The sequence below is a fragment of the Paenibacillus sp. genome, assembly GCF_031177825.1.
Lineage (GTDB): Bacteria > Bacillota > Bacilli > Paenibacillales > YIM-B00363 > Paenibacillus_AE.
The window spans coordinates 78,472-103,784 of the sequence record NZ_JAPSKE010000005.1; the positions used below are offsets into that span (position 1 = coordinate 78,472).

Consider the following 25,313-nt stretch of genomic DNA (forward strand, 5'->3'; position numbering starts at 1 on the left):
CATGACGTTAAAAAGAAGCTTTGGCGAACGGCTATTCGACGTCGGCAATGTTCTGGCCCTGTCTCTGCTGACATTAGTTACGGCATATCCGTTCCTGTACGTGTTGTTCGCGTCCGTAAGCGACGCCCAAGCGGTCGTGCAAACGCGCGGACTGTTGTTATATCCGAAGGGCTTCAGCTTCGAAGCCTACAAGCTCGTATTCATGAATCCTTCGATCCTGACGGGCTACGCGAACACCTTGTTCATCGTAGTCATCGGAACCGCCTTGAACCTGGTCATGACCGCCTTCGGGGCGTATGCGCTGTCCCGACAGAACGTCATGTGGAAAAATCCGATCATGTTCGGGATCGTCTTCACGATGTTCTTTAACGGAGGCTTGATACCGACCTTCCTGCTCGTGAACGACATCGGCCTGCTGGATTCGCGATGGGCTTTGATTTTACCGGTGGCGATGAGCGCCTATAACTTGGTCATTATGCGGACGGCGTTCCAAGGCGTCCCCGTCAGCCTCGAGGAATCCGCCAAGCTGGACGGGGCCAACGATTTCACCGTACTGTTCCGCATCTTCATCCCGCTGTCCATGCCGGTCATCGCCGTCATGATCTTGTTTTACGGCGTCGCCCATTGGAATTCCTGGTTTAACGCGATGATTTACATCCGAACGAGAGAGCTGTACCCGCTCCAGCTGATCCTAAGAGAAATTCTCATTACCAACAGCACGGATTCGATGATGACCGCCGTCGGCGGCGGCGACCGCATGCCCGTCGGGGAGACGATCAAGTACGCGACGATCATCGTATCCACGATTCCGGTGCTGTGCTTGTATCCGTTCTTGCAGAAGTATTTCGTGAAGGGCGTTATGATCGGCGCGATCAAAGGGTAAACACATACAATTCGCCGTTCCGGGGGTAGGCGAAGCGCGGACCTAGAAAGCCGCGCTTCGCCAGCTCCTTTTTCATTTCGTACATGAGCGCGCCGTGACTGACGATCAGCACGCTCCGCTCGGGACGGCTCATCGCTTCGTCCAGTACGGCCCGGACGCGGCGCTCGGCGGACGCCATCTCCTCCCGGGCGGCGCGGTCGAGCTTCCACGTCAGCCGCGCCCAGACCGCCCACCACCAGAACGGCAGCCGCAGCTTGCCGGACAGTCCCGGCAGCGGGATTTCCCGCAGCTCCGCGCGCGTCTCGATGCGTCCCGGTTCCGGGAAGAGCAGCTCCGCCGTGCGCACCGCCCGCGGCAGGTCGCTCGATACGCACCGCTCCCATGCGATCCCGCGCAGGTCCGTACGGCCCGGTACGATCGGGGCCTCGTCGTATGCGGCGAACCAGGCCGCCGCCTCGTCGCCGGAGACGAGCCGCTTGCGCGGGTAAGGCAAATCGACGGGGTAATGCCGAACCAGTCCGACGATCACGAGTACAGGTCCTCCGTCGGCAGGATGCCCAATTGCTTCGCCTTCTTGATGACCTCTACGCGGGAGGTCGCGTGAAGCTTCTGGAACAGCTCGGTCAAGCTGTACTCGAGCGACCGCTGGCTGATCATGAGCGTCTTCGAGATTTCCTTGTTGCTCTTCCCTTTCGCCAGCTCGCGGAGCAGCTTATCCTCTTCTTGCGTAATCGTCGTCTCTTCGCGCCCCGGCTCGCCCGAGACGACGATTTCCTGTCGGCGCAGCTGCCTCAGCAGCGCCATCGGCACGATCGCTTCCTTCCGCGCGGCGCACCGTATGGCCTGAATGAGCTGCTCCCGCGTCGACGTCTTCGCGATGAAGCCGGAGACGCCCGACTCCATCAACAGATTGAAATGCGGCGCGATCTCGAAGCCCGAATAGATAAGGATGACGGCGTCCGGCACGTATTCGAGCAGCTTGCGCGTCAGATCGGCTCCGTTAATATTCGGCATGTACAAGTCGAGCAGCATGACGTCGAATTTCTTCAGACGGACCAGGTCGGGCACGCAGTAGACGTCCGTCTCGATCGTAACGTTCATGTCCGGCTCGGATTCGATCAGCATCTTCGTCCCCTCGACCACCGAACGATGATCGTCCACCAACAAGATTTCCATAGCTCTAACTCCTTCGTGCGTTATGATTTCGGAAACCGGATATCAACGTGGAACCCTTCCCGCGGAGCGGACCGGAACGCGACCCGGCCCCCGAGGCTCAGCACCCGCTTCTCGATGCCGGCGAGGCCCATATGTTGGAACGAATCCTCGTACGACGTCCATTCCATGCCTACGCCGTCGTCGGCGTACGAGAAGATCAACCCGTCTTCCGTTTCCGTCAGCGAGATGCCGATCTTCGTCGCTTGGGAGTGCTTGTTCGCGTTGTTCAGCAGCTCCTGCACGATGCGATAGACGCCGAGAATATGCTCTTCCCCGTAGCTTGCCGCGGACGCTTCGGCCGCCGTAAATTCGATTTCGTAATTCGCGAACATGCGCGTATATTCGAAGAGGCTCTTCAGCGATTCGACCAACCCCATTTTCAATAGAAAAGGAGGCCGCAATTCGTTGCACGTAATCCGAATCTGATGAATGGCGTCCAGCAGCCCTTCCTCGATGCGCATCAGCTCCCGCTTCGCCTCCGGCTCGAACGATCGGAGCGACCGAAGCGATTCGAGCTTGCGGTACCAGATGATCAAATCCTGCAGCACCGAATCGTGCAGGTCGCTGGACAGCGTCGCCCGTTCCTTCTCCGACAGCTTGAACAACAGCCTCAGCATCCACCTGGGGGCTTCGCGATCTAACGCCAGCTCCTCCATCCGCTTCATCAAGTCTTCGATCAAGTGCAGGTTGTCGTACAGAATCGTGACGTAATGAACGGCCGTCTCCAGCCACTCCCGTTCGATCGGAAGCAGCTCATGATGCAGACCGATGCGAAGGTACGTCGGATGCCCCTTCTCGCCGATGCGGATCCAGGTGTCTTCGCCCGTCATGCGGGACGCTTCTTCCCCGATCGGCACTTCCTCGATCGCCGCGCGGGCCGCATGCAGCACGTCGCGGACCTCGTCGAGCAGCCGCCGTTCCAAATCGGACACCTTCATGACGTTCGCGAGATCGTTGGAGAAGCGGTTGAGGCTTTGTTGAAGCGCCTTGTATCGTTTCTCGCTTTCGACGAGCTCGCGCTCCTCCCGCTTCCGCTTGGTAATGTCCTTCGCGATGCCGTGAATGCCGTTCAAGCTTCCATGGAGGAAGATCGGCACGAACGTAATGTGAACGATCCGCTGCCCGTCCTTCCCCGGCGCCAACCGGCATTCGATGTCTCTCGGCCGTCCTTCCCGCCTGACGCGCAGAAGCGCGTCGCAGACGTCCGCATGGTCCTCGTCGTGGATGACGCCCAGGAAGCAGCGGTTCGCGAGTCGGGATTTCTCGATTCCGGTAATCGCCTCGAACGCCGGATTCGCGTTCACGAGATAGTACCCGTCGAGCTCGACGGAGAAGACGCCGTCGAGATTATTTTCGAATAACGACATGTACCGCTGTCTGCTCTCTTCCAGCGCAAGCTCGGAACGCTTCTGCTCCGTAATGTCCACGACGATGCTGTCCAGCCGCACCGTCTCGCCGTGCCGATCCAGCACCGGCGTTACGATCATGCGCGCCCACCGCGTCTCGCCCTCCACATGAATGAACCGGATCGGGATGTCGACAGGGATCCCTTGGTCCAGCTTCGGCTTCAGCACGCGCATCATGCGCTCGTTGTCGTCGGGATGAATATGATCGTGCATTCGCATGGGACGGTTCATGACTTCTTCCCGCGGCAGTCCGCACAGCTTCTCCATGCTCTTGGACATGAACGTATGTCTCGTAAAGTCGCGGTCCGTCGACCAGACGCCGGCGCCGACGTTTTCCAAAATATTCTCGAGCAATCGCTCGGCTTCCTTCCGCTCCGACACGTCCCGCACGACCGCGACGACGAACCGGACCTCCCCCTCCGGATCGAGCACCGGCTTTACGCGGGCTTCGGCCTGGAGAATGCGGCCGTCGGCGCGCACGACGCGGTATTCCGTCTCGTCTTCCGCCTTCGTCGCGAGCACCCGGCGGAAGACGTCGTTCACCTGGGCTCGGTCGTCCTTATGAATGACGTCGAACGCTCCGATGCCCTCGTATTGCTCGATGCGGTACCCGCTTAACGTCTCGAACGACGGAGATACGTACCGCACGTACGCCTCGCGATCGACGAGCACGATCGTGTCCGACGTATGCTCCGCGACGATGCGGTACACTTCCGCCCGCGGGTCCGGCTCCGGCTGCGCGTACACCGCGTAAGCGATCGTTCGGCCGTCGTCCCGAACGACGGGCACGCGACGCCCCGCCGCGGCGAGCCGCTTGGACGGCGCCGCGAGCGCTTCGTACGCCGGGTTCCCCCAGAGCTCGCGTCCCTCTAAGTCTTCTATATAAACCGGCTCCGGCACATGCGTCAACCATTGCCGGGCGCCTCGCAAGACATCGTCGTAGATTGCTGTCATTGTTCAACTCCTCGTCCTCTCTCCGCCATAGCTTCATTATATAAGAAAGCGCCTCCGCTTACCGCGCAAAAAAACGGGGCATCTCCGCAATTTCTGAACGCGAGAATCGAAGCCCTCGCCTTCGATGCCGCCAAACTGCGAACTTCGTACTCGCATTCTTCCTTCCCGGCACAGCTCGTTCCACGTTAGCGAACGCCAATGTTCTCTATTTGCGCCTCTTCCCCGAATTTGCCCGAATAGCGAACATGAGATTTCCCTATTTCGGTCGAAGTCGCCGTATCGGACCGTTTCCGTCGCGAATAAGGAACATTCATGTTCCCTATTCCGCACTTTTTGCCATGTTCGTCGAGAATAAGGAACTTTCGTGTTCCCTAATCGGAACGCGCCACTGCTCCCTTGACGAAAAAAAGACCCTATACCGCCAACAGGCAGCCTAGGGTCTTCCGTATTTCCAAGACTCATTCGTCCCAACGCAGCAGCGACGCCAACGCCCGCCGCGCCAGCTCCGCCGACCGGAGATGCTCGTCGTCTCCGGCCGCGCAGCAGCTTCCCGCCGCCGAGACGCGGTACGCGTTCGTCCGCCCCGCCTCGTCGACGACGACGGCATGTCCCCCGTCCCGTTCGATGTCCGATCCCTTCAAGTAGAACGTGCACGGGATACGGCCTTCGGCGTAGACGAAAGCGTCGCACGGCCACAGCCGTTCCTCGCCCGATTCGACGTGCCTCGCGAGCACCCCGTCGACCCGTTCGCGGCCTTGCACGCCGGCAATGTCCCACACGGCGGGATCGAGCCGTTCGACCGCCGCGCCGCGATCCTTCAGCCGCCGCTCCGCGCCGTCGACGACGCGGCCGCGGCCGGCGAGAAGCACGCGCCTGCCCGGGACGTACCCCCGATCCAACAAGCCGACGCTCATCATAGGCGTCATGACCCCGGCCGGTCGGCTTCCCGGTATGCGCCGGGCTTCGCGCGGCTTTTCGAACGCGCCCGAGCACAGCAGCACCCGCTCCGCCTCGACGTCTACGTAGCCTTCAGGGCCCTGCAGGCCGATCAGATGCGTACCCCGGTCTTCGTCGAAGTATAAGCTCGTCGCCGTCGTGCGAAGCCTGAACTCGTAGGGCAGCTCCGCGGCCCGCCGCGCCAGCTCCGCTTCTTCGGCGAAGCCGCGGCCCGCGTACAAGCCTCGCAGCAGTCCGCCGATGCCGTCCTCGTAATCGGTCGCCAGCACGCGCTGCAGCCCGCTCTCCTTCGCCGCGAGCGCCGCGGCCGCTCCGGAGATGCCTGCACCGATAATCGCGAGCTCAACCTTCATGGAGCACCCCTCCCTCGGAATCGCAATCGAACGCCAGATAGGAGCCCTGCAGCCCCTTGAGCGGCTGCGCGACGCGGGCGCCCGTGTGTTCCGCGACGAGGTCCATCACTTTCGGAATGCAGCCGTTGCCTTGGCATTCGCCGAGCAGCGCTCCCGTTCGGCGCTTCACGGCGTCCATGGTAGCCGCTGCGACCGGGCGGCGAAGCGCGTTCACGATCTCCCCCCGCGTGATCGAACGGCAGAGGCAGACGATCTCCCCCGCCTCCGTCGCATGCTCCTCGCCGAACAGCTCCGGGATGTCCGTCCGAAGCTCCGCCTCCGGCTTCGGCGTAAGCGTCAAGCCCGCCCGCTCGAGCTGCGCGGACACCGTCTCCGCGATGCCCGGGGAGGCGGATACGCCCGTGGAGCGAATGCCCGCCGCATGCACCATCCGGGCATCGACCGCCGACGGGCGGATGACGAAGTCCCCTTCGCTGCAGACGGCGCGAACGCCGGCGAATTGGCGTACGCTGGCGTAGCTTCGAGCCGACGGAACGAGCTTCTCGCAGCCGGAGAGGACGGCTTCCATGCCTCCCGCCGTCGTGGAGCGATCCCACTTCTCTTCCTGATCCTCCGCGGTCGGGCCGAGCAGGAAGCCCCCGAACACGACGGGCGACAGCAGGATGCCCTTCGACGTCTTCGTCGGCACCGGCAGAACGATCTGGCTGACCGGCACCGCCTCCTCCGTCAAGAGGAACTGCCCCTTCCGCGGCGTTAAGGTAAAGCTGTCGTCGCCGATCATTCTCGCGACGTCGTCGGCCCATAGGCCCGCCGCATTCACCGCGTAACGGGCCTCGACCTCGCGGCCGTCCTCCAGCGCGATAAGCAGCGTCTCGTCGTTCGCTTCGATTCGAGCGACCCCCGAACCGAGCGACACCTCGGCGCCGTTCATCGCGGCGATCTCGGCGAACGACCGCGTCGCCCAGAACGGATCGATCAGCGCTTCCCCCGGGATCGACAACCCCCCGATCGCGCTTGGCGTGACGGCCGGATTCCGCTCCAGCAGCTCCTCCCGGCCGATCCACTCGCAAGCGACGCCGTTCGCCGCGGCCGACGGCGCATACGTCTCTTCGATGATGCCTCGGTCTTCGTCGGAGACGGCGACCATGACGGCACCGCATTCGACGTAGGGAATCTTAAGCCGTTCGATCAGCGTCGGCCACAAGCCGCGCGACAGCCGCAGGCATTCCGCTTCCACCGTTCCCGGCTTCGCGTCGAAGCCGGTATGCACGATGCCGCTGTTCGCCTTGCTCGCGCCTTCGCAGACGTCCGGCTGTTTCTCGATCAGCAGCAGCTTCAGCCGAAATTCGGACAGCTTGCGCAGGATGGAGGCTCCCACGATGCCGCCGCCGATGACGACTACATCGTAGACGTCGTCTCTCATATGCATCTCTCCCCCTCCTGATGAGTTAACGCCCCCGTCGTGCATGAACGATCTCATGAACGCGGTACCCGTCGAGCTCGGAGAGCGGGTACGTCTCCCGCGGCAGCCGCCGGAACGGCAGCGACCGCAGGTCGACGGCGGCCGCTCCCGGCGTATCGGCGTCATATATAAGATCCGTCATCCGCGAGTACGCCGCTTTGTACGATCCGCACGCTTTGACCACCACCAGCTCCTGCAGCGTCGGCTCGATGCCGAACGCCCGAAACAGCTGAGGGTCCCCGTTCCCCGCCATCTGACGGCACACCAGAATGCTGATGTTCCCGACCTGCAGTACGGCGGAGGGACCGATGCGCTGCACCGTTCCGCGTCCGGCCGGCCCTTCCTGAACGAAGACGCCGTCATGCAGCGATTTCACATACGCCTCGACCTGCAGCGGCGGATTCGTCTCGGGATATCTCGAGCCCCCGACCGTGAAGTCGGCCGTTCGGCCGACCCCGAGCGCGAACGCGCGGTCCGCGGCCGGCGAGTCGTTCACGGCGATCGCCGTTCGAAGCGGCGAGCCGCGCGCAAGCAGCCGGCGAACGACGGCGACGCTGTCCCCGGTCGCGCCCGCGTTCGACGAATCGGCCGCGTCGACGAGCACGACGGGCTTTCCGGACCGATTCCGCTCGGCCCGCTCGATCACGTCGTCGACGGACAGCAGATCGGGTCGGAAGCTCTTGCGCAGGTCGAACAAGCGCTGCCCCAGTTCCAGCGCATAAGATTCCGCTCGCTTCGGATCCCGGTCGATCGCGAGCACGGCCGAAGCGCCGTCCCCCACGTCCAACCAGGGCTGCATCTGATAAATCGAAAAATCCGTCAGGCGTCCGGACCGCTCGAGCGCTTCTCCGTATCGGATCAGTTCGGCGAACGGCCCGCTCATCGTCGAGTACCCGCTCGCCGGAACGATCATCGGCACCTTCGCTTTCACCATTCGGAATTTGACGCCGTCCGTCAGGCAAGCGAATCCAAGCTTCGCGGCGCGGTACCCGGTTTCGTAATGATCCTGATGCGGATACGTACGATACCCGCAAATCACGTCCGCATGCTCCATCATGCGATCCGTAATGTTGGCGTGCAGATCGGTCGAGACGGCGACGACCGCGGATTCCCCCGCCGCGGCTCGAATCGCCTCCAGCATATACCCCGAGCCGTCCTCCTCCAGCGTCGTTCGGGTCGCTCCGTGAAGCGAGACGAACACGCCGTCGACGGGGCTGTTTTCCATAAGAATGCTTCTACACTTCTCCAGAAAATGCTCCGCGACCCCGTGCTCCACCGGCCCGCCGCTCGAAGCGAACATGGAATACCCGGGAATCGCCGTCGCCCCCGACTCGTCGATCGCTCGCAGCATGCCGGCCAAGGCGCACGGCTTATCTCCATAGAACGTCCGTATGGCCTCCCCTTCGTACATCCCGCTTCGTTCGAAAAACTCGATCCCGCTGGGCAGCGGATTGAAGCTGTTGGATTCCTGGTGGAATTCGACGAGTACGATCTTCATCCCGGCGTCCCTCCGGGCGCCCCCGCGAACAGCCGTTGCACGTTCCTCGCGAATTCCCGGGACGATTCCGTAACCGTGCCCTTCATCATGACGTCGCCGAGCGACGCGAGCCGGCCGGACATCTGCAGGTCCATATCGTACGCGACCTCCGTCTCCGCCGCCGCGCGCTCCCGCAGCCGCACCTTCAGCTTCGTCCGGAACATGCCGGCCAGCTTCATGGGCTTCCCGGTCATCTCGACGATCAGCTCTTCAACTCGGCGAATCCCTTCAGCTGTCCATTCGCCTTGAAAGCGATCGTCATGAATTTCGTCTTCACTTCCATCTCCGCTTCGTACTCCGTGTCGCTGAGCGCCGTCATGTCCCTGCAGCCCGGTACGCAGCTCGCCAGCTTCTCGACGTTCATGAACACGTCCCACACCGCAGACTTCGGCGCGGGAATCGTAAAGGATTCGGCGATCTTCATACAAATCTCACCAAATCGTCCGTATCGGAGGAGACGCGAATGGCTTCCAGCATTTTCACGACCTCGTACCCTTGGCTTGCGTCGCAGAGCGGCCGCTCCCGCTCCCGCACGCAGCGAACGAACGCGTCGATCTCCGCTTGGTATAGATCGGCCGCGGGCACCTTCAGCGCGTATTCCGTCGGAATGCGGTTCGTTTCTTTGAAGAGGGTCAGCGGGTCGAGGCTCGCCCCGCCCTTCGTGCCGAACAGTTCCACCTTCAACGCGTCGTCTTGGCTGCCGTTCACCGCCCAGCTCGCCTCGATCGTAAGAGCGGCGCCGTTGTCGAACGTGATGAACGCCGTACCCAAATCCTCTACGTCGTACACAGGATCGACCTTGTTGACGTCGGAATGGGCTTCGTAGAAGGAAGCGTATTTCGTGTCGTACGGCGCCACCTTCCGGAACTGCTTGCCGAGCACCTGCTTCGGCGCCGGCGCTCCCATCATCCACCACGCAAGGTCGAGCGCATGCACGCCGATGTCCATCATCGGACCGCCGCCGGAGTAGAGACGCTGCGTGAACCAGCCGAGCGGCACGCCGCGCCGGCGCAAGATTTTCGCCTTGGCGTAATAAATTTCTCCCAGCTCCCCGTCGGCGGCCAGCCCTTGCAGCGCTTGCGCGTCCGCGCGATAGCGGTGGCTCATGCCGACCATGACGACATTGCGCGATGCCGCCGCCGCTTCCTTCAGCCGCAGCGCCTCTTCGATACTGACGGCCATCGGCTTCTCGACCAATACGTCGATGCCGTATTTCAACGCGGACAGCACGAGCGATACATGGGTGTCGTTGAACGTGCATATGCTTACGGCGTCTACCCCCGCTTCCCGATACATGCGCTCCGCCGATTCGTACACCGCCGGGTTCCCGAACTCCGACGCCACGCGCTTCGCGCGTTCTACGTCCGTATCCGCGATCGCGACGATGTCCGCGTGCGGGTTGTTCCGATATCCCGGAAGATGGCACATATGGGCGATCGATCCGACGCCGACGATTCCGACCTTCACCTTACTCATGAATGGGGGCCTCCTAGTTGTTTACTTCGATGGCGCTTAAGAGTTCGCGAACGTACGCCAGCGCTTGCTCCGAGCCGAAGCGCTGCTCTTCGACGCCCTCGAACTCGACCGTATACCAGCCGTCGTACCCGGAACGCCGGAGACTCGTCAACAGTCCCTGAAGATCGACCTCGCCTTGCCCGGCGATCTTCCCTTGGTATCGCTTGCCTTCCAAGGAGGGGAGCACGCACGCCGAGACGTCCGGTCCGACGAGCGCGAAGTCCTTCACATGCACATGCTTCACTTCGGCGATCAATTCCTCCAGCGCCTCGGTCGGCTGCTGGTCCACGAGCAGGAAGTTGCCCGTATCGAATGCGCTCTTCAGCGCCGGCGATCCGACCTCGCGGAGGATGCGCCGCACCTGTCCGCTCTTGCCCGCGAACAAGCCGTGATTTTCCAAACAGAGGACGATACCCTTCGACTCCGCGTATCGCGCAGCCCGGCGCAGCCCGTCGATGACGTATTCCAGCCCTTGCTCGAAGCCGAGCGAGTCGTCTCGCGGCAGGTCGCCGGAGAAGACGCGCACGACGAAGGCGCCGAGGTACGCCGCCGCGTCGACCGCGTCCGTCACTTCCTTCAGCTGCGCTTCGCGTTCGGCCGCGTCGGCGGAGACGAAGTTGTTGCAGGCGGCGTAGCAAGCCGTTCGCAGGCCGAGGGCCGCGAGCCGCTCCTTCGCCAAGGGAAGCTCCGTCTCCCGATCTTTCCAGAAGATGCTCAGCAGCTCCACCCCTTCCGCCTTCGTCGCCGCGGCGAATTCGAGGAAGTCGAAGACGTCCCATTCCCCGTCGTACCAATATTGATGCACGCTCCACATGCTCAGCGCCAGCTTCATCCCCATAACCTCCTGCGTTCGTTTCGCGTTCCGCCCGCGCCCGGCATGGCGCCCCGCCGATGCGGCGCGGCGGGGCAAACCTCATTGACACATCGGCTCGATTACTCGCCTTTGCGTTCTTCGTTCTTCTTCAGGCCGTTCGCGTTCCCGTCGCCGGGGAAGGCGAACGCTTCGACGACGGCCGCTTCGGACGCGTTGCCCGCCGCGTCCCGCGCGACCAGCTTGTAACGGTACGTGACGAACCGTTCGAGTCCGGAATCGGCGTAGGACGTTCCCGTTACGGTAGCGATCAACGCGTCGTCGCGGTACAAGTCGTAGGCGACCGTGCCGACGTTGTCCGCGGCCGCCTCCCATACGAGCGCGACGTCGGTTTTCGAGACGTCCGCCGCCGCGAAGCCCGAAGGCTTCGCAGGCGCCTCCGCGTCGTAGACGGGCAACCCGGGCGTCGTGCCGAGGACGAACCGTCCCGGCGTCTTCGCCGTCACTTTCAGGAAATAGACGAACTTCGGATCGTACGGATTCGCGTAGGCGAACGACTCCGCCGCGTCGCCGGGCTTCGCGGAGGAGGCCAATACGTTCGTGTACGCGCCGTTCCAGTACATCGCGACGTCGACGTCGGCGCCTCCGAGCGGCAGCGCTTCGACCGCGTATCGGCTTAAGCCTGATGCCTTATACCAAATTTCCTGTCCAGCCGCGGTCGCTTCGCCCAACGCCGCGTACGCGTTCCCGAGCGGCAGCGCCGATAATTTCGTCGCGCCGTCTTCGGCGGGACGCTCGAGCGACAGCTCGTAGGCGCCGCCCGTCGTCATGCCCGTTACGCGGACGACGATGAACGAATCGTTCGGTTCTCGCTGACTGACGAGCAGGCGATGCTCCGGCAGGACGGACCATTCGTTGTTGTACGAAAATCCGCCATGCGGGCGAACCGCGGACGGCGCCTCGTGGAAATACCGCGTCTCTAGACCGCCGACCGTGTTCGCCGCCCCGAGCGGACGCAGACGGACGATCCAGTCTTCCCCGGAGACAATCGGAAATTTGAACCAATGCTGCCCGTTGCCGGCGATCTCTCCGCTATAGACGACGCCTTCCTTCGCCGAAAGCGTCATCGCCGTCTCCCAGCTGTCGCCCGGACGCTCCGGCCGGTCGCCCGGCGGCTGCACCCCGTTGTAGATCGTATAGGTCCCGTTCGTCTTCGCCGTCACCTTGAGGTAATACACGAAGCTGTCCGCATAGACGTTCGTATATTGGATCGTCTCGTACGCGCCCGCCCCGTTCGCCGACGCCTTCTCCGGTACGCCGCTGTTCGCGTCGCGGTACAGCGCCAGATCGAAATCCGCCGCCGTCCCGTCCGGAACGAGCGTCAGCGCATACGAAGGCTTGCCCGTCAGCTTATACCACACGACTTGCCCCGCCGAAGCGGCCCCAGTCGTCGGTTGCTGGTTCGGCAGCCGCATGGCGTTCATCTGCGTCGTCCCGTCCTCCGCGGGTTTAGCGAGCGTGATCTTATATTTCGCGCTCGGCGTCTCCGGGAAGACGCGCAGCACGCCTTGCGTGGCGGCGCCCGTCGGGTTGCTGACGACGAGCGACTGGATGCTGTCGGACTTCCCGTACGAGAAGCCGCTGTGCTTCGTCTGCGTCTCGCCCCACAGCCGCGTCTCGAAGCCGACCTTCCCTTCGAGCGGCGTAACGGTAACGACCCAGTCTTCGCCCGCCGCCATCGGGAACTTCAGCCATTGCGAGGCCGTAATCGACACGCGGGAGGAATAGACGTCGCCTTCCTTCGCTTCGAGCTGCACCATGTTGCTCCACGAATCGCCGGCCGGAAGCGGAATGACCGTCTCCTCGATCGCTCGCGGCGTATAGGTCCCCGCCGTGAACGCAGCGGTCTCGTCGTAAATTTCACGCACCCTCGGGTCCGTCGAATTGTAGAACCCTTGCAGCACCGTCTTCGCGCCGAGGTAGTACCCCGTCACGGTCTGATTCAACGCCGCCTTCGCGTATTCGTTCAAGTAGGCGTAATACTTCCGCCGCGCGTACTCGTCGTTGTACAGCTGGCCGTCGTAATCGGTGCCCCATCCCGGCCAGCTCATGTGGTAGTCGCCTTCCACCTCGACCCCGAGACCGAATCGCTTCGCCGTCGCCACCGTGTTTTGCAATCGGGACAAGTCGACCGCCGCGGAAGTTTGGTTCGGCGCGAAATGCGACTTGAACATGTAGTTCGGCTGCATCATGACCGCGTCGAAGCCGAGCTCCTCCCAATACGTCGAACCGTTCGCCTGATAGAACGGGATCCAGAACAGCTTCTTGCCGAGCGCGTGCACCCGGTCGGCCGTATGGCGCACGATCGCTTCCTCGTACACCGTCGCGAAGCCGATCTCTTCGTGATACCAATAGAAGCCGGCCAGATCCAAATGCTCGAAGCCTTGCTCGGCGAAGCGCCGCTCGACTTCACCGGTGTACCAATCGATGATTTTCTTCCGCGCATCGAACGACTGCTCCGGGGTCGCCTCGTCGAGCAGGACGTTGAGCGGTTCGCCGTTCAGCTCGCCCCAGCTGCCGGAGGCGGCGGATGGGTCGGGCGCCAAGTACGGAATGGAGACGACGACCTTCGTCTTGCGGTCCGGGTCGCCGAGCTCCGCCTTCGCTTCGCCGGTCGCCTGATCGAGCGCGTCGAAGTGCAGATGCGCCGAGAAGAGGCTATCCAGATACGCGTCCCAGGCCGGCTTCTTGTCGAAGTCGAAGTACGAGCCGCCGATCGGAATCGAGAGCACGGAGTCGAACATCCATCCGGTCCGGTCGCCCGCCGCGTCCGTATGCGCGACGACCGACTTGAACTCTTCCTTGCTCCAGTCGCCGAGCTCCGGTCGGCCCGGGTAATAATAAGAGAGATAGAGATGATGAACGCCGCCGCTTTCCTCGAGCGTCGGAGGCGGCCGGTCGACGATCGCCGGCGCCGGCGGCAGCGCGGACGCGGGGCGGTCGCCCGCCGCCGGATCCCTCCCGTTCACGACGATTTCGTCCATGAACGTAAACATGCCGACCTCGACCTCGAGCTTGACGTAGCGCGCTGTCGCATCGACGCCGGCGAAGCCCAGCTCGACGCGTTCGACGGTCTGCGAGGTCGAATGGTCCTTCGTTCGCCCGCCGGCTGCGTACCAGTCCGTTCCGTTATCCGAGAGGAACAGCTTGACGTACCGCGGGAGATCGACGGCGGCGTGTCGCTCGCGGAGGAAGCCGCCGCCGACGCTGTCGACGTATTTCGCCGAGCCGAGGTCAATGACGATATCCCTGGCTACCTGCCGGGAAAATCCGTTCCACTCCGTATTGGCGAAATATGCGTCGCCGACCTTCGAGGCGGCGATCCGGCCGTTCGTCAGCTCCCGCCCGGGCGTATCCGTATCCCCTGCGGTGCGTACGTCGTAGGGAGCGAGATCCGAATCGGGAACGTGCGCGGTAACGGTATAAGGGCGTTGGAGGGCTACGTTCGTGAATTCGTTTTCGTTCGCGCCGGCGCCCGTCGCCGCGGCCGGGAGCAAGGACGCAGCCATCAAAGCCGCCAGCGCGGACCGGTGAGCCGTGTGTAGACGGTTCATCATCATTCCTCCTTTAGGTAATGAAGAAGGGGATGGATACGATCCCACCCCCTTACGTTCTACATGCTTACTCCCAATGTCCGGAGGTGCCCGCCGCTTTGATCTTTTCGTTCACGTCCTTGATCATCTCGGCGCCTCCCTCGTTCATGTACTTCTGCAGCATCGCGTCCCAGCCTTCGTCGATCGGCGTCTGGCCGACGATCATCTTCGTTTGCTCCGCGTACATCTTGAAGTACAGATCGAGCTCGTACTTGTTCTTCGGCTCGGAGTACAGCCCCTTCTCCGGACCGTAGTAGTGCTTGCTCTCCATGTGCATCTTTTCGAACGCCTTCAGCGTGTCGTAGTGGAGCGGTTCGCTCTTGTACTGTTCCGCGAATTGGTTCGCCGCGTCGTTCGGCGCCCATGCGTTCGTGTCCGGGAAGTAGTCGGACGGCTTGAGGCCCTTCTCTTCGAGCTCCAGCACGGCGACGCCGTCCTGCATCTTGTACCCGGAGCCTTCTTTGCCGCGGAACCAATCGAAATCCGCGTTGCTCGGATTCCGCTGCTCGGCGGGGTAAAACCGGCGGCCGAAGTCTACGATTTCGAGAATTCGTTTCACCTTCTCGGGCTGATCCTTCAGCTTCGCGTTCAGCATGACGGCGCGATACATGCCGGAGTTCGAGGTGAAGCCGAGCGTGCCGTCCGGAGCCGCGAACGGCGGAATCGGCGCCAGCTTCGCGTTCGGGTTGATGTCTTTCAGCGCCGTAATGTTTTCCGGACCGACGCCGCCCGGGTAGCCGATGAACATGCCGCCCTTGCCGGAATAAAACTCCTTGTACGCCTGCCCCCAGTTAATGAGACCGAAGTCCGGCGTGATGGCGCCTTCCTTGTACAGGTCCGCGAGGAACTTCAGATGCTCCTTGCGGACGTCGGAGATGATGCCCGGAACGAAATTGCCGTCCTTGTCCTTGTGGTACCAGGCGAGGAAGTCCCAATATGCGCCGAAGTGGTACTGCGGGTTAATGTTTTCCGCCATGACCATGCCGTACGTGTCCTTCTTCCCGTTGCCGTCCGGGTCGTCGTTCGTGAAGGCGAGCGCCACTTCGCGCAGCTCCTCGTAGTTGGTCGGCATCTTGAGGCCGAGATTGTCGAGCCAGTCTTGACGGATCATCGGCGTATTGGAAAATTGCGAGACGTAGTAGCCCGGAAGCTCATAGATGTGCCCGTTCACGGTCGCCGCGTTGATCGCGAAGTCCGGCAGCAGCTTGAACGTCTCGTAATCGTCGATGTACTCGTCAAGCGGCAGGAACGCGCCTTGCGCCGCCCATTTATAGAAGTTCGGCTCCATCGGGTTTTCCATGATAAGAATGTCCGGCATATCGCCGCCGGCGACCGTCACGGACAGCTTCTGATCGTAATCGTCGCGGCTGACGTAGGTCGGCTGCCAATCGACGTTGAACCGTTCGTTGATCATCTGAATGCCGGTGCCTCCCGCCGGCGGCAGCTTGCCGTAGCGGAAGTCGAGCATCGTGATCGTGAACTTCTCCTCGCTCTTCGTCTCGGCCGCGGCCGGCTGCTCCTTCGTCTCGCTCGATGCGGGCGCCGGCGCCGGCGCTGCGGTCTCCTGCTCCGCCGCGCCGCCGTTTCCGCCGCTGCATGCCGCGAGCCCCGCGCATAGCGCCGCGACGAGGGCCAATTGCAAAGTCGTATTCAACCGTTGTTTCATGCGAACCTCTCCCTTTTTCGGTCATTATGGAAAAAATTCAATAGCGGATGCCCCTTGCAACTTACCCCTTCACCGCGCCAAGCATCACTCCCTTCGCGAAGTGCTTTTGCAGGAACGGGTACACGATCAGAATCGGCACCGTCGCGACCAGCAGCGCCGCCATCTGAATCGTCTCGGGCGGCGGCATCTGCTCGACCGTCTCGGTCGCGACGCGAAGCGTGTTCGTCTCGTTCACGACGACGAGCTGGCGCAGTACCACTTGCACGGGCCACTTCTCCGGCGAATTCATGTACAGCAAGCCGCCGAAGTAATTGTTCCAGTGGCCTACCGCGTAGAACAAGCCGAACGCCGCGAGCGCGGGCTTGGACAGCGGCAGCACGATCCGGGCGAAGATGCCGAGGTCGGTCGCGCCGTCCATGACGGCCGATTCGACGACTTCCCCGGGGATGCTCAGGAAAAATTGCCGCATGACGATCAGGTTGAACGGGCTGATGGCGACCGGAAGAATGAGCGCCCAGATGCTGTTGATGAGTCCCGTCTCCTTCACGACGATGTACGTCGGGATCAGCCCCGCCGGGAATAACAGCGCGAACAAAACGAGAACGAGAACCGGCTTCCGCCCGACGACGGGCCGGGACAACGCGTATCCCATCGATGACGTGAACAGCAGGTTCACCATCGTCCCGAGGATCGTCACGTAGATCGTAAAGAAGATCGACCGGATGAACGCGTCCGACTTAAAGATATAGTCGTACGCGTCGAACACCCACTCCTTCGGCCAAATCAAGAAGTCGGCCTGGATAAATTCCTTATACGAAGAGAACGACACGGCGAACACATAGAGGAACGGGAACAGCATGAACGCCCCGATCAACGTAAGGAGCGTCGCGTTGACGACGTGGAACGTCTTCCCGCTTGCGCTTTCTTTCATATCGATCCTCCTCGCGGTTTAATAGACGCCGTCCTGACCGAATCGCTTGGCCAGCCGGTTCGCGCCCCAGACGAGACCGAATCCGACGACGCCCTTGAACAATCCGACGGCCGTGGCGAAGCTGTAATCCGACTGCACGATGCCCTTGAAGTAGACGTACGTATCGAGCACGTTCCCTGTCTCCATCACGAACGGGTTGAGCATGAGGAAGATCTGCTCGAAGCCGGTGTCGAGCACCGTGCCCAGGCGCAGGATGAGCAGGATGATGATCGTGCTGCGCAGCGCCGGCAGCGTAATATGCCATATTTTTCGGAAGCGCCCCGCTCCGTCCATGACGGCGGCTTCGTACAGCTGCGGGTCGACGCCCGCCAAAGCGGCGAGGAAGATGACCGTCCCCCACCCCGCTTCCTTCCAGATGACTTGCAGGACGATCAACGGCTTGAAGAATGCGGGATCCGACAGGAACGGGATCGGGTCGATGCCGAAGTACGTGCCCAAGAAGGAGTTGATGACGCCGCTGCCGCGCAGGAAAATAACGCAGATGCCGACGACGATGACCCACGACATGAAGTGCGGCAGGTACACGATCGATTGGAGCACCCCTTTGAACCAGCCGCCGCCGCGCAGCTCGTTCAACATAATCGCCAGAACGATCGGCGCGGGGAAAGCGAAGACGATTTGCAGGAACGAGATGTTTAAGGTGTTCCATAACACTTGCACGATTTCGTAATCCTTGAAGATGACGGCGAAATGCTTCATGCCGACCCACGGGCTCTCCAGGAAGCCTAAAAAAGGACTGAAATCTTGAAACGCAATGATCGAGCCCAGCAAGGGTAGATACTTGTAAATGAGAAAGTATGCCAGTCCCGGCAACATCAACAGGATCAAAAACCGATCCCGATACAACCGCTTCAGCCAGAATTGCATCCCGGCGCCTCCTTGTCGTCGTTGAATGGTCGACCTCGCTTGACCCTGCCATCACTGTAATACAGCCCCGATTTACCTGCATTTATCCGTTCATTCCGCCTCCGCAACAACGGATAAAAGGGCGTATAAAAAGAAAAAAGCGGCTCCCCGCAAGGGGGGGCCGCCGCCGTTCACGCGCCTCGAAGCGTTCTGCGATACTGCGCAGGCGGCACGCCGACCACCTGCTTGAAGATGCGGGTGAAGTTTTGAACCGTCGTATACCGGAGCCGTTCCGCGATCGTCTTGATCGGCAAATCGGAATGCTCGAGCCAATACTTCGCCTTCTCCATCCGGTAAGCGATCAAGTAATCCGCATAAGGGACGCCCGTAACTTCCTTGAACATGCGGCTGAGCTGCGTGGGACTCAGCTTGGCGATGTCCGCGAGCTGCTGCAGCGACAAGTCGGTCTCGAAGTGCGCGTGGATGTACTGCAGCACTTGATCGATGCGGAACTTCTCGTCCTGCTCCTCGCGAAGCCGCGCCGCAATCGCCGGAAACACCTCTTCCCGCAGCCAAGCGGCCGCTTCGTACACGGTGTGAAAGCGCGAGATGCGTTGATACAAGTTTTCTTCGAAAATGTCGTTCGCGTCCGCCCCGATCTCGTGCAGCTGATGCGCGAGCTCCCCGATGAAATACGACAGCAGCCCCCTCGCGGTCTGCACGTCCGTTATCCGGGCCGGCAGCGCTTCGACGAAGGCGTCCAGCTCGTCTCGGGCGCGCTCCGTCTGCGCGAGCGCGGCGGATGCGGCGATGTTCTTCAGCTCGCGAATCCATTGCCGTTCGAGCAGCGGCGCCGACCGTTCGATGTCGCGATGCGAAATCGTCAGATTCGGTCCGAGCAGCATACGGAACTCGAGCAGCGACCGCGCCTCCTGATACAAGCCTGGGATGGCGCCGATGCCGCCGCGCGTCGCGCTGAACGTGACCGTGATCGTATTCTTTAAATAGGTCTGCACGATCTCCCGCATCTGCTTCGCGAGCGGCTCGAACGAGGCCGCCACCCGTTCCGGTTCGCCGTCCGTCCCGACGATCAGCGCGATCTGCTCGGGGTTCGGGGACACGATCGTGATCGCGATGTCCGGCGTCGAATATTCGACGCACAACTCCTCTACGATTTTCCGGAACGCGAACATGAACAGCGCTCGATCGCGCTCGCCGAACCTGCTGCGGAACGACGACGCGTCGTCCCACTCCACGACGCTGACGCAATACTTGCGGCGCTGCAGCAGACCGCCGGCTCCCGGATGCTTCAGGAACTCCTCCTCGGACGTTACGCCCCATAGAAGGCCTAAGAGCAAGTTTTCCTGAATATGCGGCAGATTGCTGTTCCATTGGTGCTGCAAATCTTTGTTTTGCTTCTCCATGCGCTGGATGTAGGCTTCCACCGCGACCAGCTCCTTCGTCGACGGCGCCTGCGCCTGCGTCTGCGATTGCTGCGGGACGCGTTGGAACAGCCGCTTGATCGGCGAGTACAGCTGCCGCGAGCCGAGGAACGCGATCGCCCCCCACACGAGCGTTAGCGCGAGCACCATCCAGGCCGTCACGATTTGGATTCGCTTCGACTTATCGGTCAGCTGGCTCTCCGGCGTCAAGGCGACGAACGACCAATCCGACAATGCGGAATCGAGCGAGCTCAGCCGATAGGCCGTGCCGTCCGCCGCCGCGTACGCGCTCCGTTCGAACGCGTCCGGCGGGAAGTACGCAGCGCGCTTCGACGCGTCGACGACGTTGTCCGCGACGACCCTTCCGTGACGATCGACGATGTACAGCTCTCGACCCGAGCCCGTTTGGAATTGCTCCAGCTGCCGAATCAAAGCGTCGATCGGCACATGCAGCACGATCGACCCGTACGACGGCGTCGTGAACACCGGCACCGGCCGCACCAAGACGATTTCGTTCCGCTCCGCGGCGCGTTCGGGGTACAACAGCGTCGAGCCGATCGGGTCCGGGTCGATTACGCCGCTCTCGCCGGATAACGGGAAATCCGGCAACGGCACCAAGCCGTACAAATTCGAATACACCATGTCGAAGCTCGTGAATACGAGCGATACGTCGTACGGGAACGGCGCGGACGCTCGCATTCGCGCCACTTCGTCGATCGCCGCCCGCGTCTCCTCGTAATGCGCCATCGACGGACCGAGCCGCATCGCCCGTACGACCGACTCCTGCGTAGCGAGCTGGACGGAGACGCGATCGGCCTCTCTGTAAAATTCGTCGATCTGCCGCTGCAGATGCTGCAATAAAATCCGATGATGGCGGTCGACTTCTTTCTGCATGCTCATAGAGGCGATATACGAGGATACCGCCCCTAATATTAATATGGGCACGATGCTCAAGAGCAAAGAATAATAGAGAAGCTTATGTCGAAACGAAATATTGTTCAAAAAATAGGGGCGCTTCCTATTCAATCGAACCATCCCGCTTTCTCGGCGAATTGAGCTTCGAGAGGCCTCCTTCCGCTTCTCCGTCGGCCACGATGACCTGTACGCCGGACTCGACGAGAGCAAGCAGCGCGGCGGGGTCTGCTTCGCGGTCCGTCACGAGAACGGAGATCGCCTCCGCCGACGCGACGTAATGGAACGCCGTAACGCCCAGTTTCGTGGAATCGGCCATGGCGATCGTCTCCTTCGCCCGCTGCATCATCAGGCGGCGAAGATCGGCCTCTTCCACATGATAATCGGTAAGTCCGTTCGCGGAAAGCCCCCCCACCCCGATGAACGCCTTATCGGCGAAGAACGTCTCCAGCACTTGGCGGGCCGGCGCGCCGGAGACGGACAAATCCCCCGGACGGATGAAGCCGCCGCACAAGAGAACCTTGGCGGAGGGATGATGCGCCAATTCCATCGCGACGGGCACCGAATTCGTAATGATCCGAAGATCGCGGTGCGCGTGCAATTGCCTTGCGAACAGAAGGGCCGTCGTGCCCACATCGATAAACAGCGAATCCCCCGTCTCGACCAAGTCGGCGCTTCGCTTCGCGATCGCCTGCTTCTGCGCGACCAAGGAGTCCGCCCGTTCGGAGTACGCCGGTTCGACGCCCGTCTTGTGCAGCGTCGCGCCGCCGTGCACCTTCCGAACGTGGCCGAGCCGTTCCAGTTCGTAGAGATCTCTGCGAACCGTCTCCCGGGTGACGCCGAACCGTTCGGTCAACTCCTGAATTTTCACCGTCCCCTTCTCGCGAAGCAGACGCAACACTTCGGCGAGTCGTTCCTCCTGAAGCATACCCGGACCCTCCCCTTTCTTACCCAAAGTATACACCATTATTTTGCATTTTGTTGCTTTTTCTGTTGCCATGGTTTTCTTTTTTGCTATGATGAGAGGAGCAAGCCAAATCGTCTTCTACTGGAGGCAGCGCTACGATGAGCGACGGACTTATGTTACGCCCGGACGGCAGCTTTACGATCGTGCAATTTACGGATGTACATTGGAAGAACGGAGATGAGAAGGACCTCCGCAGCGAAGCGCTGATGCGGAACGTACTCGCGGCGGAGGCGCCCGATCTGGTCGTGTATACGGGCGACTTGATTCAAGCCGAGCATTGCCTCGACCCGCTTGCGGCCATTCGGTCCGCGGTCCGCGCCGCCGAGGAGAGCCGCATCCCTTGGGCGGCCGTCTTCGGCAACCACGACCCCGAAGGCTCGGCCACGCGGCTCGAGCTGCTCGGCGCTCTGCAAGAGGGCGACTATTGCCACATGGAACGAGGGCCCGAAGACATTCACGGCATCGGGAACTATGTGCTCGACGTCGTCGACCCGGCCGACGGGGCGGAGGCCGCCAGTCTGTACTTCTTCGACTCGGGCATGAACGCCCCGCATCCGGTCGGCGGTTACGACTGGGTCCGACCGGATCAGGTCGAGTGGTTCCGGGCGCAAGCGATTGCCCGACGCGCGCGGCGGTCGGACGCGTCGCCGTCTCTAGCCTTCCTCCATATCCCGTTCCCGGAATATAACGACGTCTGGAATCACCGCGTCTGCTACGGCTCTAAATACGAAGCGGTCTGCTGCCCGAAGGTCAACAGCGGGCTGTTCTCCGCCTTCGTCGAAGACGGCACCGTTCGCGGCGTCTTCGCCGGGCACGATCACGTGAACGACTATTGGGGAGAGCTGCACGGCGTAGGGCTCTATTACGGTCGCGCGACGGGGTATAACACGTACGGCCGCGAGGGATTCCCGAGAGGCGCTCGCGTTATCCAACTCCGCCGCATCGAGGACGAGCTCCGGTTGGGAAGCTGGCTGCGCCTGGACGACGGCACGCGAGTCGACGTGCAGAAGCCCCATCCGCCCGCCGCGGAGAGTTGGGATCCGCACACCGAAGCGGGCGCGTAAGGAGGGCATCGGCAAGCATGAGCGCGGATCGGCCTTTATTTTCCTTTTCCGTCGTATCGGATCTTCACTTCATGGCTTACGCGGACCCTGGGGAAACGCCTGTCGACTGGGTTCCCTTCCTAACGGAGGAGATCGCTTACTTAGCTTCTCTCGAACCCCGCTTCGTCGTCTGCAACGGCGACCTGACGAACGGGAAGCTCCGGGATTACCGGCTCGCGATGGGCGCTTTCCGTCCCTGCGAGATGCCTGTCTATTTTACGATGGGCAATCACGAATATTACGGACGGTACGAGGAACCCGAGTGTACGTCCGAACGGGCGCAAGCCCGCTTCCTTGCGATGACGCGCATGCCCGGGATTTATTACGAACGGATCCACGAAGGATTCCCTTTCCTGTTCTTGTCCACGGAGCACTATACGCCGGACAGCAACGAAGCCGGGTGGCTGCGCGAAGCGCAGTTGACGTGGCTCGAGGATCGGCTGCGCGCTCATGCGGGCGCTCCGACGTTCGTGTTCATGCATCATCCGCTGAACGACACCGTGGCCGGCTCGGAAGGGACGTGCCTCGCGTCCGAGCGGGTGCGGTCGCTGCTGGACCGCCGCAAGAACGCGCTGCTGTTCAGCGGCCATACCCACTGCCGCATGGACCGCGACGATCAGCTCGTCCGGAGGGGCGGCAACGTCTTCGTCGGCGGCGGCTGCATGTACGAGGAGCATCCGCAGTCTCGGTGGGTAGACGTGTACGAAGACCGAGCGGTGCTGCGCCTGCTGTGCCACCGCGAACGCCGATGGCTCGACGCGTTCGAGGCGACGGCGCGTTATTAATATGCGAAGGCCGACGTCCGGGATCGATCTCGGGATCGGCCTTTCGCTATGCGCGGACGGCCTCGGCGGCGGCGCGAAGCTCGATTCCGGCCGGCGCGGCCGGGAGATCCGCCGCAGGATGCTGCTCCGCATACAACTCTCGGTAATACCCGCCTTTTTCCATTAACTCGTCGTGGCTCCCGCTTTCGACGATGCGGCCGCCCTTGACGACGAAGATCGTATCCGCATGGAGCACGGTCGACAGCCGATGCGCGACCATGATGACGGTCGATTGCCGGCCGATCTCCCGCACCGACCGTTGGACGAGCTTCTCGCTCTCGTTGTCCAGCGCGCTCGTCGCTTCGTCCAGGAGCAAGATGGGCGCGTTCTTCAAAAACACCCGCGCCAGCGCGATCCGCTGCTTCTGTCCGCCGGACAGCTTCACGCCCCGCTCGCCGACCTCGGTGTCGTATCCGTTCGGCAAGGCGGCGATAAACTCATGCGCGTACGCCAGCTTCGCCGCCGCGATCGCTTCCTCGTCGGTCGCCTCGAGCTTCCCGATTCGAATGTTGTCCATGATCGACGTGCTGTAGAGAAAGCTGTCCTGCGTGACGATCCCCATCTGGCGCCTCACGCTCGATAGCGACAGACGTTTGATGTTTACTCCGTCGATGAGCACCTCTCCGCGCTCCGCGTCATACATCCGGGTAAGCAGCTGCAGAATCGTACTCTTGCCGCCCCCGCTCTCCCCGACGAACGCGTACGTCCTCCCTTTCCGCAGCGTGAACGATACGCGATCGAGATTGCGACGCTCCGGGAGATAACCGAAGGATACGTCGCGGAACGTGATGGAGTCCGAGAACTCTCGAATCTCGAGGGGAGCCGCCTGTTCCCGAATCGACGCGTCCGTGTCCAGAAATTCGAAGACGCGCGTCATGGCGACGCGGCCTTCCGTAATGGCGGGGAACGCTCCGACGAGCGCGGACACCGGCCCCCGCATCCGATCGACGTAAGCGAAGAACGCGATCAAGGCGCCGAGCGTCAAGGTGCCGTCAAGGACGAGCAAGCTTCCGGCCAGCACGACGAGGAACGGCGTCGCGTCGCTTAAGACGTTCACCGCGGCGAGCGACACGGCGTTCACGCGCGCTTGGGCGTCCGTCATCGTCTCGTACCGGGTCAGATGCCGATTCAACTCTTCTTTATCCTTCTGTTCGGCTTGGAACAGCTTCGCGAGGAAGGCCCCCTGTATTTTTTCGAAAATGAACCCGCTGAGCACCGACCGATAGCTCATCATCTGCTGCGTCGTACGCTTCAGCCGCTTCGCGAACAGATGCGCCAGCGCGAACTGAACGCCGACGAGCAGCGCGGCCAGCAGCGTAAGCCTTGCGTTCAGCGAGAACATAATGCCGACGACGAAGACGAGGACGGTCAGCTCGATCCACACGTTCGAAAACATCGCGGTCATGTAGCCTCGGATTTTCTCGATGTCGTCGAAAAACCGGGTGCCGATCTCCCCGCTCTTCCGATCCGCGAAGTATTTCGCGTCCAGCGTATGCACCTTGCGGAACGCGTCCGTGCGCAGCTCTTTAATGACATTGTTGTTCGCCTTGTGCAGGAAAAACTGCCTAACGTATTCCATCGGCCCCCGCACGAAGAAGAACGCCGCCAGCACGACCGCCGTGATGAAGAACAGCTGCTGCAGCTTGTCGGCGTACGCAATCCCGTCGTTCTGGAGCAGCTCGTCGAACAAATACTTGATGACGATCGGCACGGACAGCGGAATGAGGAAGCGGAAGAGACTGCCGATAAACCCAAGGACATAGAGGCTGCGCTGCCTCCGCGCGTACGGCTTGAATCGTTGATAGACGTTCATCGG

20 protein-coding genes are annotated in these 25,313 nt (G+C 61.8%); 3 read left to right on the forward strand and 17 right to left on the reverse strand.

Going from position 1 to position 25,313, the window contains the following annotated elements:
* Window position 1: 1 nt before the first annotated feature.
* Window positions 2–883, forward strand: coding sequence for a carbohydrate ABC transporter permease (locus RIN49_RS07725; RefSeq protein WP_309119593.1), 882 nt, complete (start codon window positions 2–4; stop codon window positions 881–883).
* Here RIN49_RS07725 and RIN49_RS07730 read toward each other — a convergent pair.
* From RIN49_RS07730 to RIN49_RS07805, 16 genes are all read right to left on the reverse strand, one after another.
* Window positions 873–1,412, reverse strand: a complete 540-nt coding sequence (locus tag RIN49_RS07730; protein ID WP_309119594.1) for a histidine phosphatase family protein — start codon at window positions 1,410–1,412, stop codon at window positions 873–875. The genes RIN49_RS07725 and RIN49_RS07730 overlap by 11 nt on opposite strands.
* Complete coding sequence (locus RIN49_RS07735; RefSeq protein WP_309119595.1) at window positions 1,409–2,059, reverse strand: response regulator transcription factor; 651 nt, start codon at window positions 2,057–2,059, stop codon at window positions 1,409–1,411. Before RIN49_RS07735 ends, RIN49_RS07730 begins: the two co-directional genes overlap by 4 nt.
* A 20-nt stretch (window positions 2,060–2,079) precedes the next feature.
* Window positions 2,080–4,458 (reverse strand): sensor histidine kinase, encoded by a 2,379-nt coding sequence (locus tag RIN49_RS07740; protein ID WP_309119596.1) that lies wholly within the window; start codon window positions 4,456–4,458, stop codon window positions 2,080–2,082.
* 458 nt (window positions 4,459–4,916) lie between these two features.
* On the reverse strand, window positions 4,917–5,768 hold the full coding sequence (locus RIN49_RS07745; RefSeq protein WP_309119597.1) for an FAD-dependent oxidoreductase: 852 nt from the start codon (window positions 5,766–5,768) through the stop codon (window positions 4,917–4,919).
* On the reverse strand, window positions 5,758–7,197 hold the full coding sequence (locus tag RIN49_RS07750; protein WP_309119598.1) for an NAD(P)/FAD-dependent oxidoreductase: 1,440 nt from the start codon (window positions 7,195–7,197) through the stop codon (window positions 5,758–5,760). Before RIN49_RS07750 ends, RIN49_RS07745 begins: the two co-directional genes overlap by 11 nt.
* 19 nt (window positions 7,198–7,216) lie before the next feature.
* The gene (locus RIN49_RS07755; protein WP_309119599.1) at window positions 7,217–8,728 is read right to left on the reverse strand and encodes a M81 family metallopeptidase; all 1,512 of its coding nucleotides are present in this window, start codon (window positions 8,726–8,728) and stop codon (window positions 7,217–7,219) included.
* Entirely contained in the window at window positions 8,725–8,961 is a 237-nt protein-coding gene (locus RIN49_RS07760) for a hypothetical protein (RefSeq protein ID WP_309119600.1), read from the reverse strand. Before RIN49_RS07760 ends, RIN49_RS07755 begins: the two co-directional genes overlap by 4 nt.
* A gap of 8 nt (window positions 8,962–8,969) precedes the next feature.
* On the reverse strand, window positions 8,970–9,191 hold the full coding sequence (locus tag RIN49_RS07765) for an SRPBCC family protein (protein WP_309119601.1): 222 nt from the start codon (window positions 9,189–9,191) through the stop codon (window positions 8,970–8,972).
* Entirely contained in the window at window positions 9,188–10,243 is a 1,056-nt protein-coding gene (locus RIN49_RS07770) for a Gfo/Idh/MocA family protein (protein ID WP_309119602.1), read from the reverse strand. Before RIN49_RS07770 ends, RIN49_RS07765 begins: the two co-directional genes overlap by 4 nt.
* Before the next feature lie 13 nt (window positions 10,244–10,256).
* Window positions 10,257–11,114, reverse strand: a complete 858-nt coding sequence (locus RIN49_RS07775; protein WP_309119603.1) for a sugar phosphate isomerase/epimerase family protein — start codon at window positions 11,112–11,114, stop codon at window positions 10,257–10,259.
* A 101-nt stretch (window positions 11,115–11,215) separates the two neighbouring features.
* The gene (locus RIN49_RS07780; protein WP_309119604.1) at window positions 11,216–14,707 is read right to left on the reverse strand and encodes a DUF4855 domain-containing protein; all 3,492 of its coding nucleotides are present in this window, start codon (window positions 14,705–14,707) and stop codon (window positions 11,216–11,218) included.
* A gap of 67 nt (window positions 14,708–14,774) precedes the next feature.
* Window positions 14,775–16,412 (reverse strand): extracellular solute-binding protein, encoded by a 1,638-nt coding sequence (locus RIN49_RS07785; protein WP_309119605.1) that lies wholly within the window; start codon window positions 16,410–16,412, stop codon window positions 14,775–14,777.
* A 61-nt stretch (window positions 16,413–16,473) separates the two neighbouring features.
* On the reverse strand, window positions 16,474–17,343 hold the full coding sequence (locus RIN49_RS07790; protein ID WP_309119606.1) for a carbohydrate ABC transporter permease: 870 nt from the start codon (window positions 17,341–17,343) through the stop codon (window positions 16,474–16,476).
* Window positions 17,344–17,361: 18 nt separating this feature from the next.
* Window positions 17,362–18,270, reverse strand: coding sequence for an ABC transporter permease (locus tag RIN49_RS07795; protein WP_309119607.1), 909 nt, complete (start codon window positions 18,268–18,270; stop codon window positions 17,362–17,364).
* A 170-nt stretch (window positions 18,271–18,440) separates the two neighbouring features.
* The gene (locus RIN49_RS07800; RefSeq protein ID WP_309119608.1) at window positions 18,441–20,693 is read right to left on the reverse strand and encodes a helix-turn-helix domain-containing protein; all 2,253 of its coding nucleotides are present in this window, start codon (window positions 20,691–20,693) and stop codon (window positions 18,441–18,443) included.
* Between the two features lie 16 nt (window positions 20,694–20,709).
* Window positions 20,710–21,531, reverse strand: coding sequence for a DeoR/GlpR family DNA-binding transcription regulator (locus RIN49_RS07805; protein ID WP_309119609.1), 822 nt, complete (start codon window positions 21,529–21,531; stop codon window positions 20,710–20,712).
* A gap of 137 nt (window positions 21,532–21,668) precedes the next feature.
* Here RIN49_RS07805 and RIN49_RS07810 point away from each other — a divergent pair, with 137 nt between their 5' ends.
* Together RIN49_RS07810 and RIN49_RS07815 are read left to right on the forward strand one after the other, a co-directional pair.
* Window positions 21,669–22,634, forward strand: a complete 966-nt coding sequence (locus RIN49_RS07810; protein ID WP_309119610.1) for a metallophosphoesterase family protein — start codon at window positions 21,669–21,671, stop codon at window positions 22,632–22,634.
* Window positions 22,635–22,651: 17 nt separating this feature from the next.
* Window positions 22,652–23,458, forward strand: coding sequence for a metallophosphoesterase family protein (locus tag RIN49_RS07815; protein WP_309119611.1), 807 nt, complete (start codon window positions 22,652–22,654; stop codon window positions 23,456–23,458).
* 46 nt (window positions 23,459–23,504) lie between these two features.
* Here the strand turns inward: RIN49_RS07815 and RIN49_RS07820 are convergent, their stop codons facing one another.
* Window positions 23,505–25,310 (reverse strand): ABC transporter ATP-binding protein, encoded by a 1,806-nt coding sequence (locus RIN49_RS07820; RefSeq protein ID WP_309119612.1) that lies wholly within the window; start codon window positions 25,308–25,310, stop codon window positions 23,505–23,507.
* Window positions 25,311–25,313 lie beyond the last annotated feature (3 nt).

What these genes read in the sequence shown, in the direction of transcription:
- RIN49_RS07725 (WP_309119593.1), top strand. Translation starts at nt 2, where the DNA reads ATGACGTTAAAAAGAAGCTTTGGCGAACGGCTATTCGACGTCGGCAAT.
- RIN49_RS07735 (WP_309119595.1), bottom strand. Translation starts at nt 2,059, where the DNA reads ATGGAAATCTTGTTGGTGGACGATCATCGTTCGGTGGTCGAGGGGACG.
- RIN49_RS07740 (WP_309119596.1), bottom strand. Translation starts at nt 4,458, where the DNA reads ATGACAGCAATCTACGACGATGTCTTGCGAGGCGCCCGGCAATGGTTG.
- RIN49_RS07745 (WP_309119597.1), bottom strand. Translation starts at nt 5,768, where the DNA reads ATGAAGGTTGAGCTCGCGATTATCGGTGCAGGCATCTCCGGAGCGGCC.
- RIN49_RS07750 (WP_309119598.1), bottom strand. Translation starts at nt 7,197, where the DNA reads ATGCATATGAGAGACGACGTCTACGATGTAGTCGTCATCGGCGGCGGC.
- RIN49_RS07755 (WP_309119599.1), bottom strand. Translation starts at nt 8,728, where the DNA reads ATGAAGATCGTACTCGTCGAATTCCACCAGGAATCCAACAGCTTCAAT.
- RIN49_RS07760 (WP_309119600.1), bottom strand. Translation starts at nt 8,961, where the DNA reads ATGACCGGGAAGCCCATGAAGCTGGCCGGCATGTTCCGGACGAAGCTG.
- RIN49_RS07765 (WP_309119601.1), bottom strand. Translation starts at nt 9,191, where the DNA reads ATGAAGATCGCCGAATCCTTTACGATTCCCGCGCCGAAGTCTGCGGTG.
- RIN49_RS07770 (WP_309119602.1), bottom strand. Translation starts at nt 10,243, where the DNA reads ATGAGTAAGGTGAAGGTCGGAATCGTCGGCGTCGGATCGATCGCCCAT.
- RIN49_RS07775 (WP_309119603.1), bottom strand. Translation starts at nt 11,114, where the DNA reads ATGAAGCTGGCGCTGAGCATGTGGAGCGTGCATCAATATTGGTACGAC.
- RIN49_RS07780 (WP_309119604.1), bottom strand. Translation starts at nt 14,707, where the DNA reads ATGAACCGTCTACACACGGCTCACCGGTCCGCGCTGGCGGCTTTGATG.
- RIN49_RS07785 (WP_309119605.1), bottom strand. Translation starts at nt 16,412, where the DNA reads ATGAAACAACGGTTGAATACGACTTTGCAATTGGCCCTCGTCGCGGCG.
- RIN49_RS07790 (WP_309119606.1), bottom strand. Translation starts at nt 17,343, where the DNA reads ATGAAAGAAAGCGCAAGCGGGAAGACGTTCCACGTCGTCAACGCGACG.
- RIN49_RS07795 (WP_309119607.1), bottom strand. Translation starts at nt 18,270, where the DNA reads ATGCAATTCTGGCTGAAGCGGTTGTATCGGGATCGGTTTTTGATCCTG.
- RIN49_RS07805 (WP_309119609.1), bottom strand. Translation starts at nt 21,531, where the DNA reads ATGCTTCAGGAGGAACGACTCGCCGAAGTGTTGCGTCTGCTTCGCGAG.
- RIN49_RS07810 (WP_309119610.1), top strand. Translation starts at nt 21,669, where the DNA reads ATGAGCGACGGACTTATGTTACGCCCGGACGGCAGCTTTACGATCGTG.
- RIN49_RS07815 (WP_309119611.1), top strand. Translation starts at nt 22,652, where the DNA reads ATGAGCGCGGATCGGCCTTTATTTTCCTTTTCCGTCGTATCGGATCTT.
- RIN49_RS07820 (WP_309119612.1), bottom strand. Translation starts at nt 25,310, where the DNA reads ATGAACGTCTATCAACGATTCAAGCCGTACGCGCGGAGGCAGCGCAGC.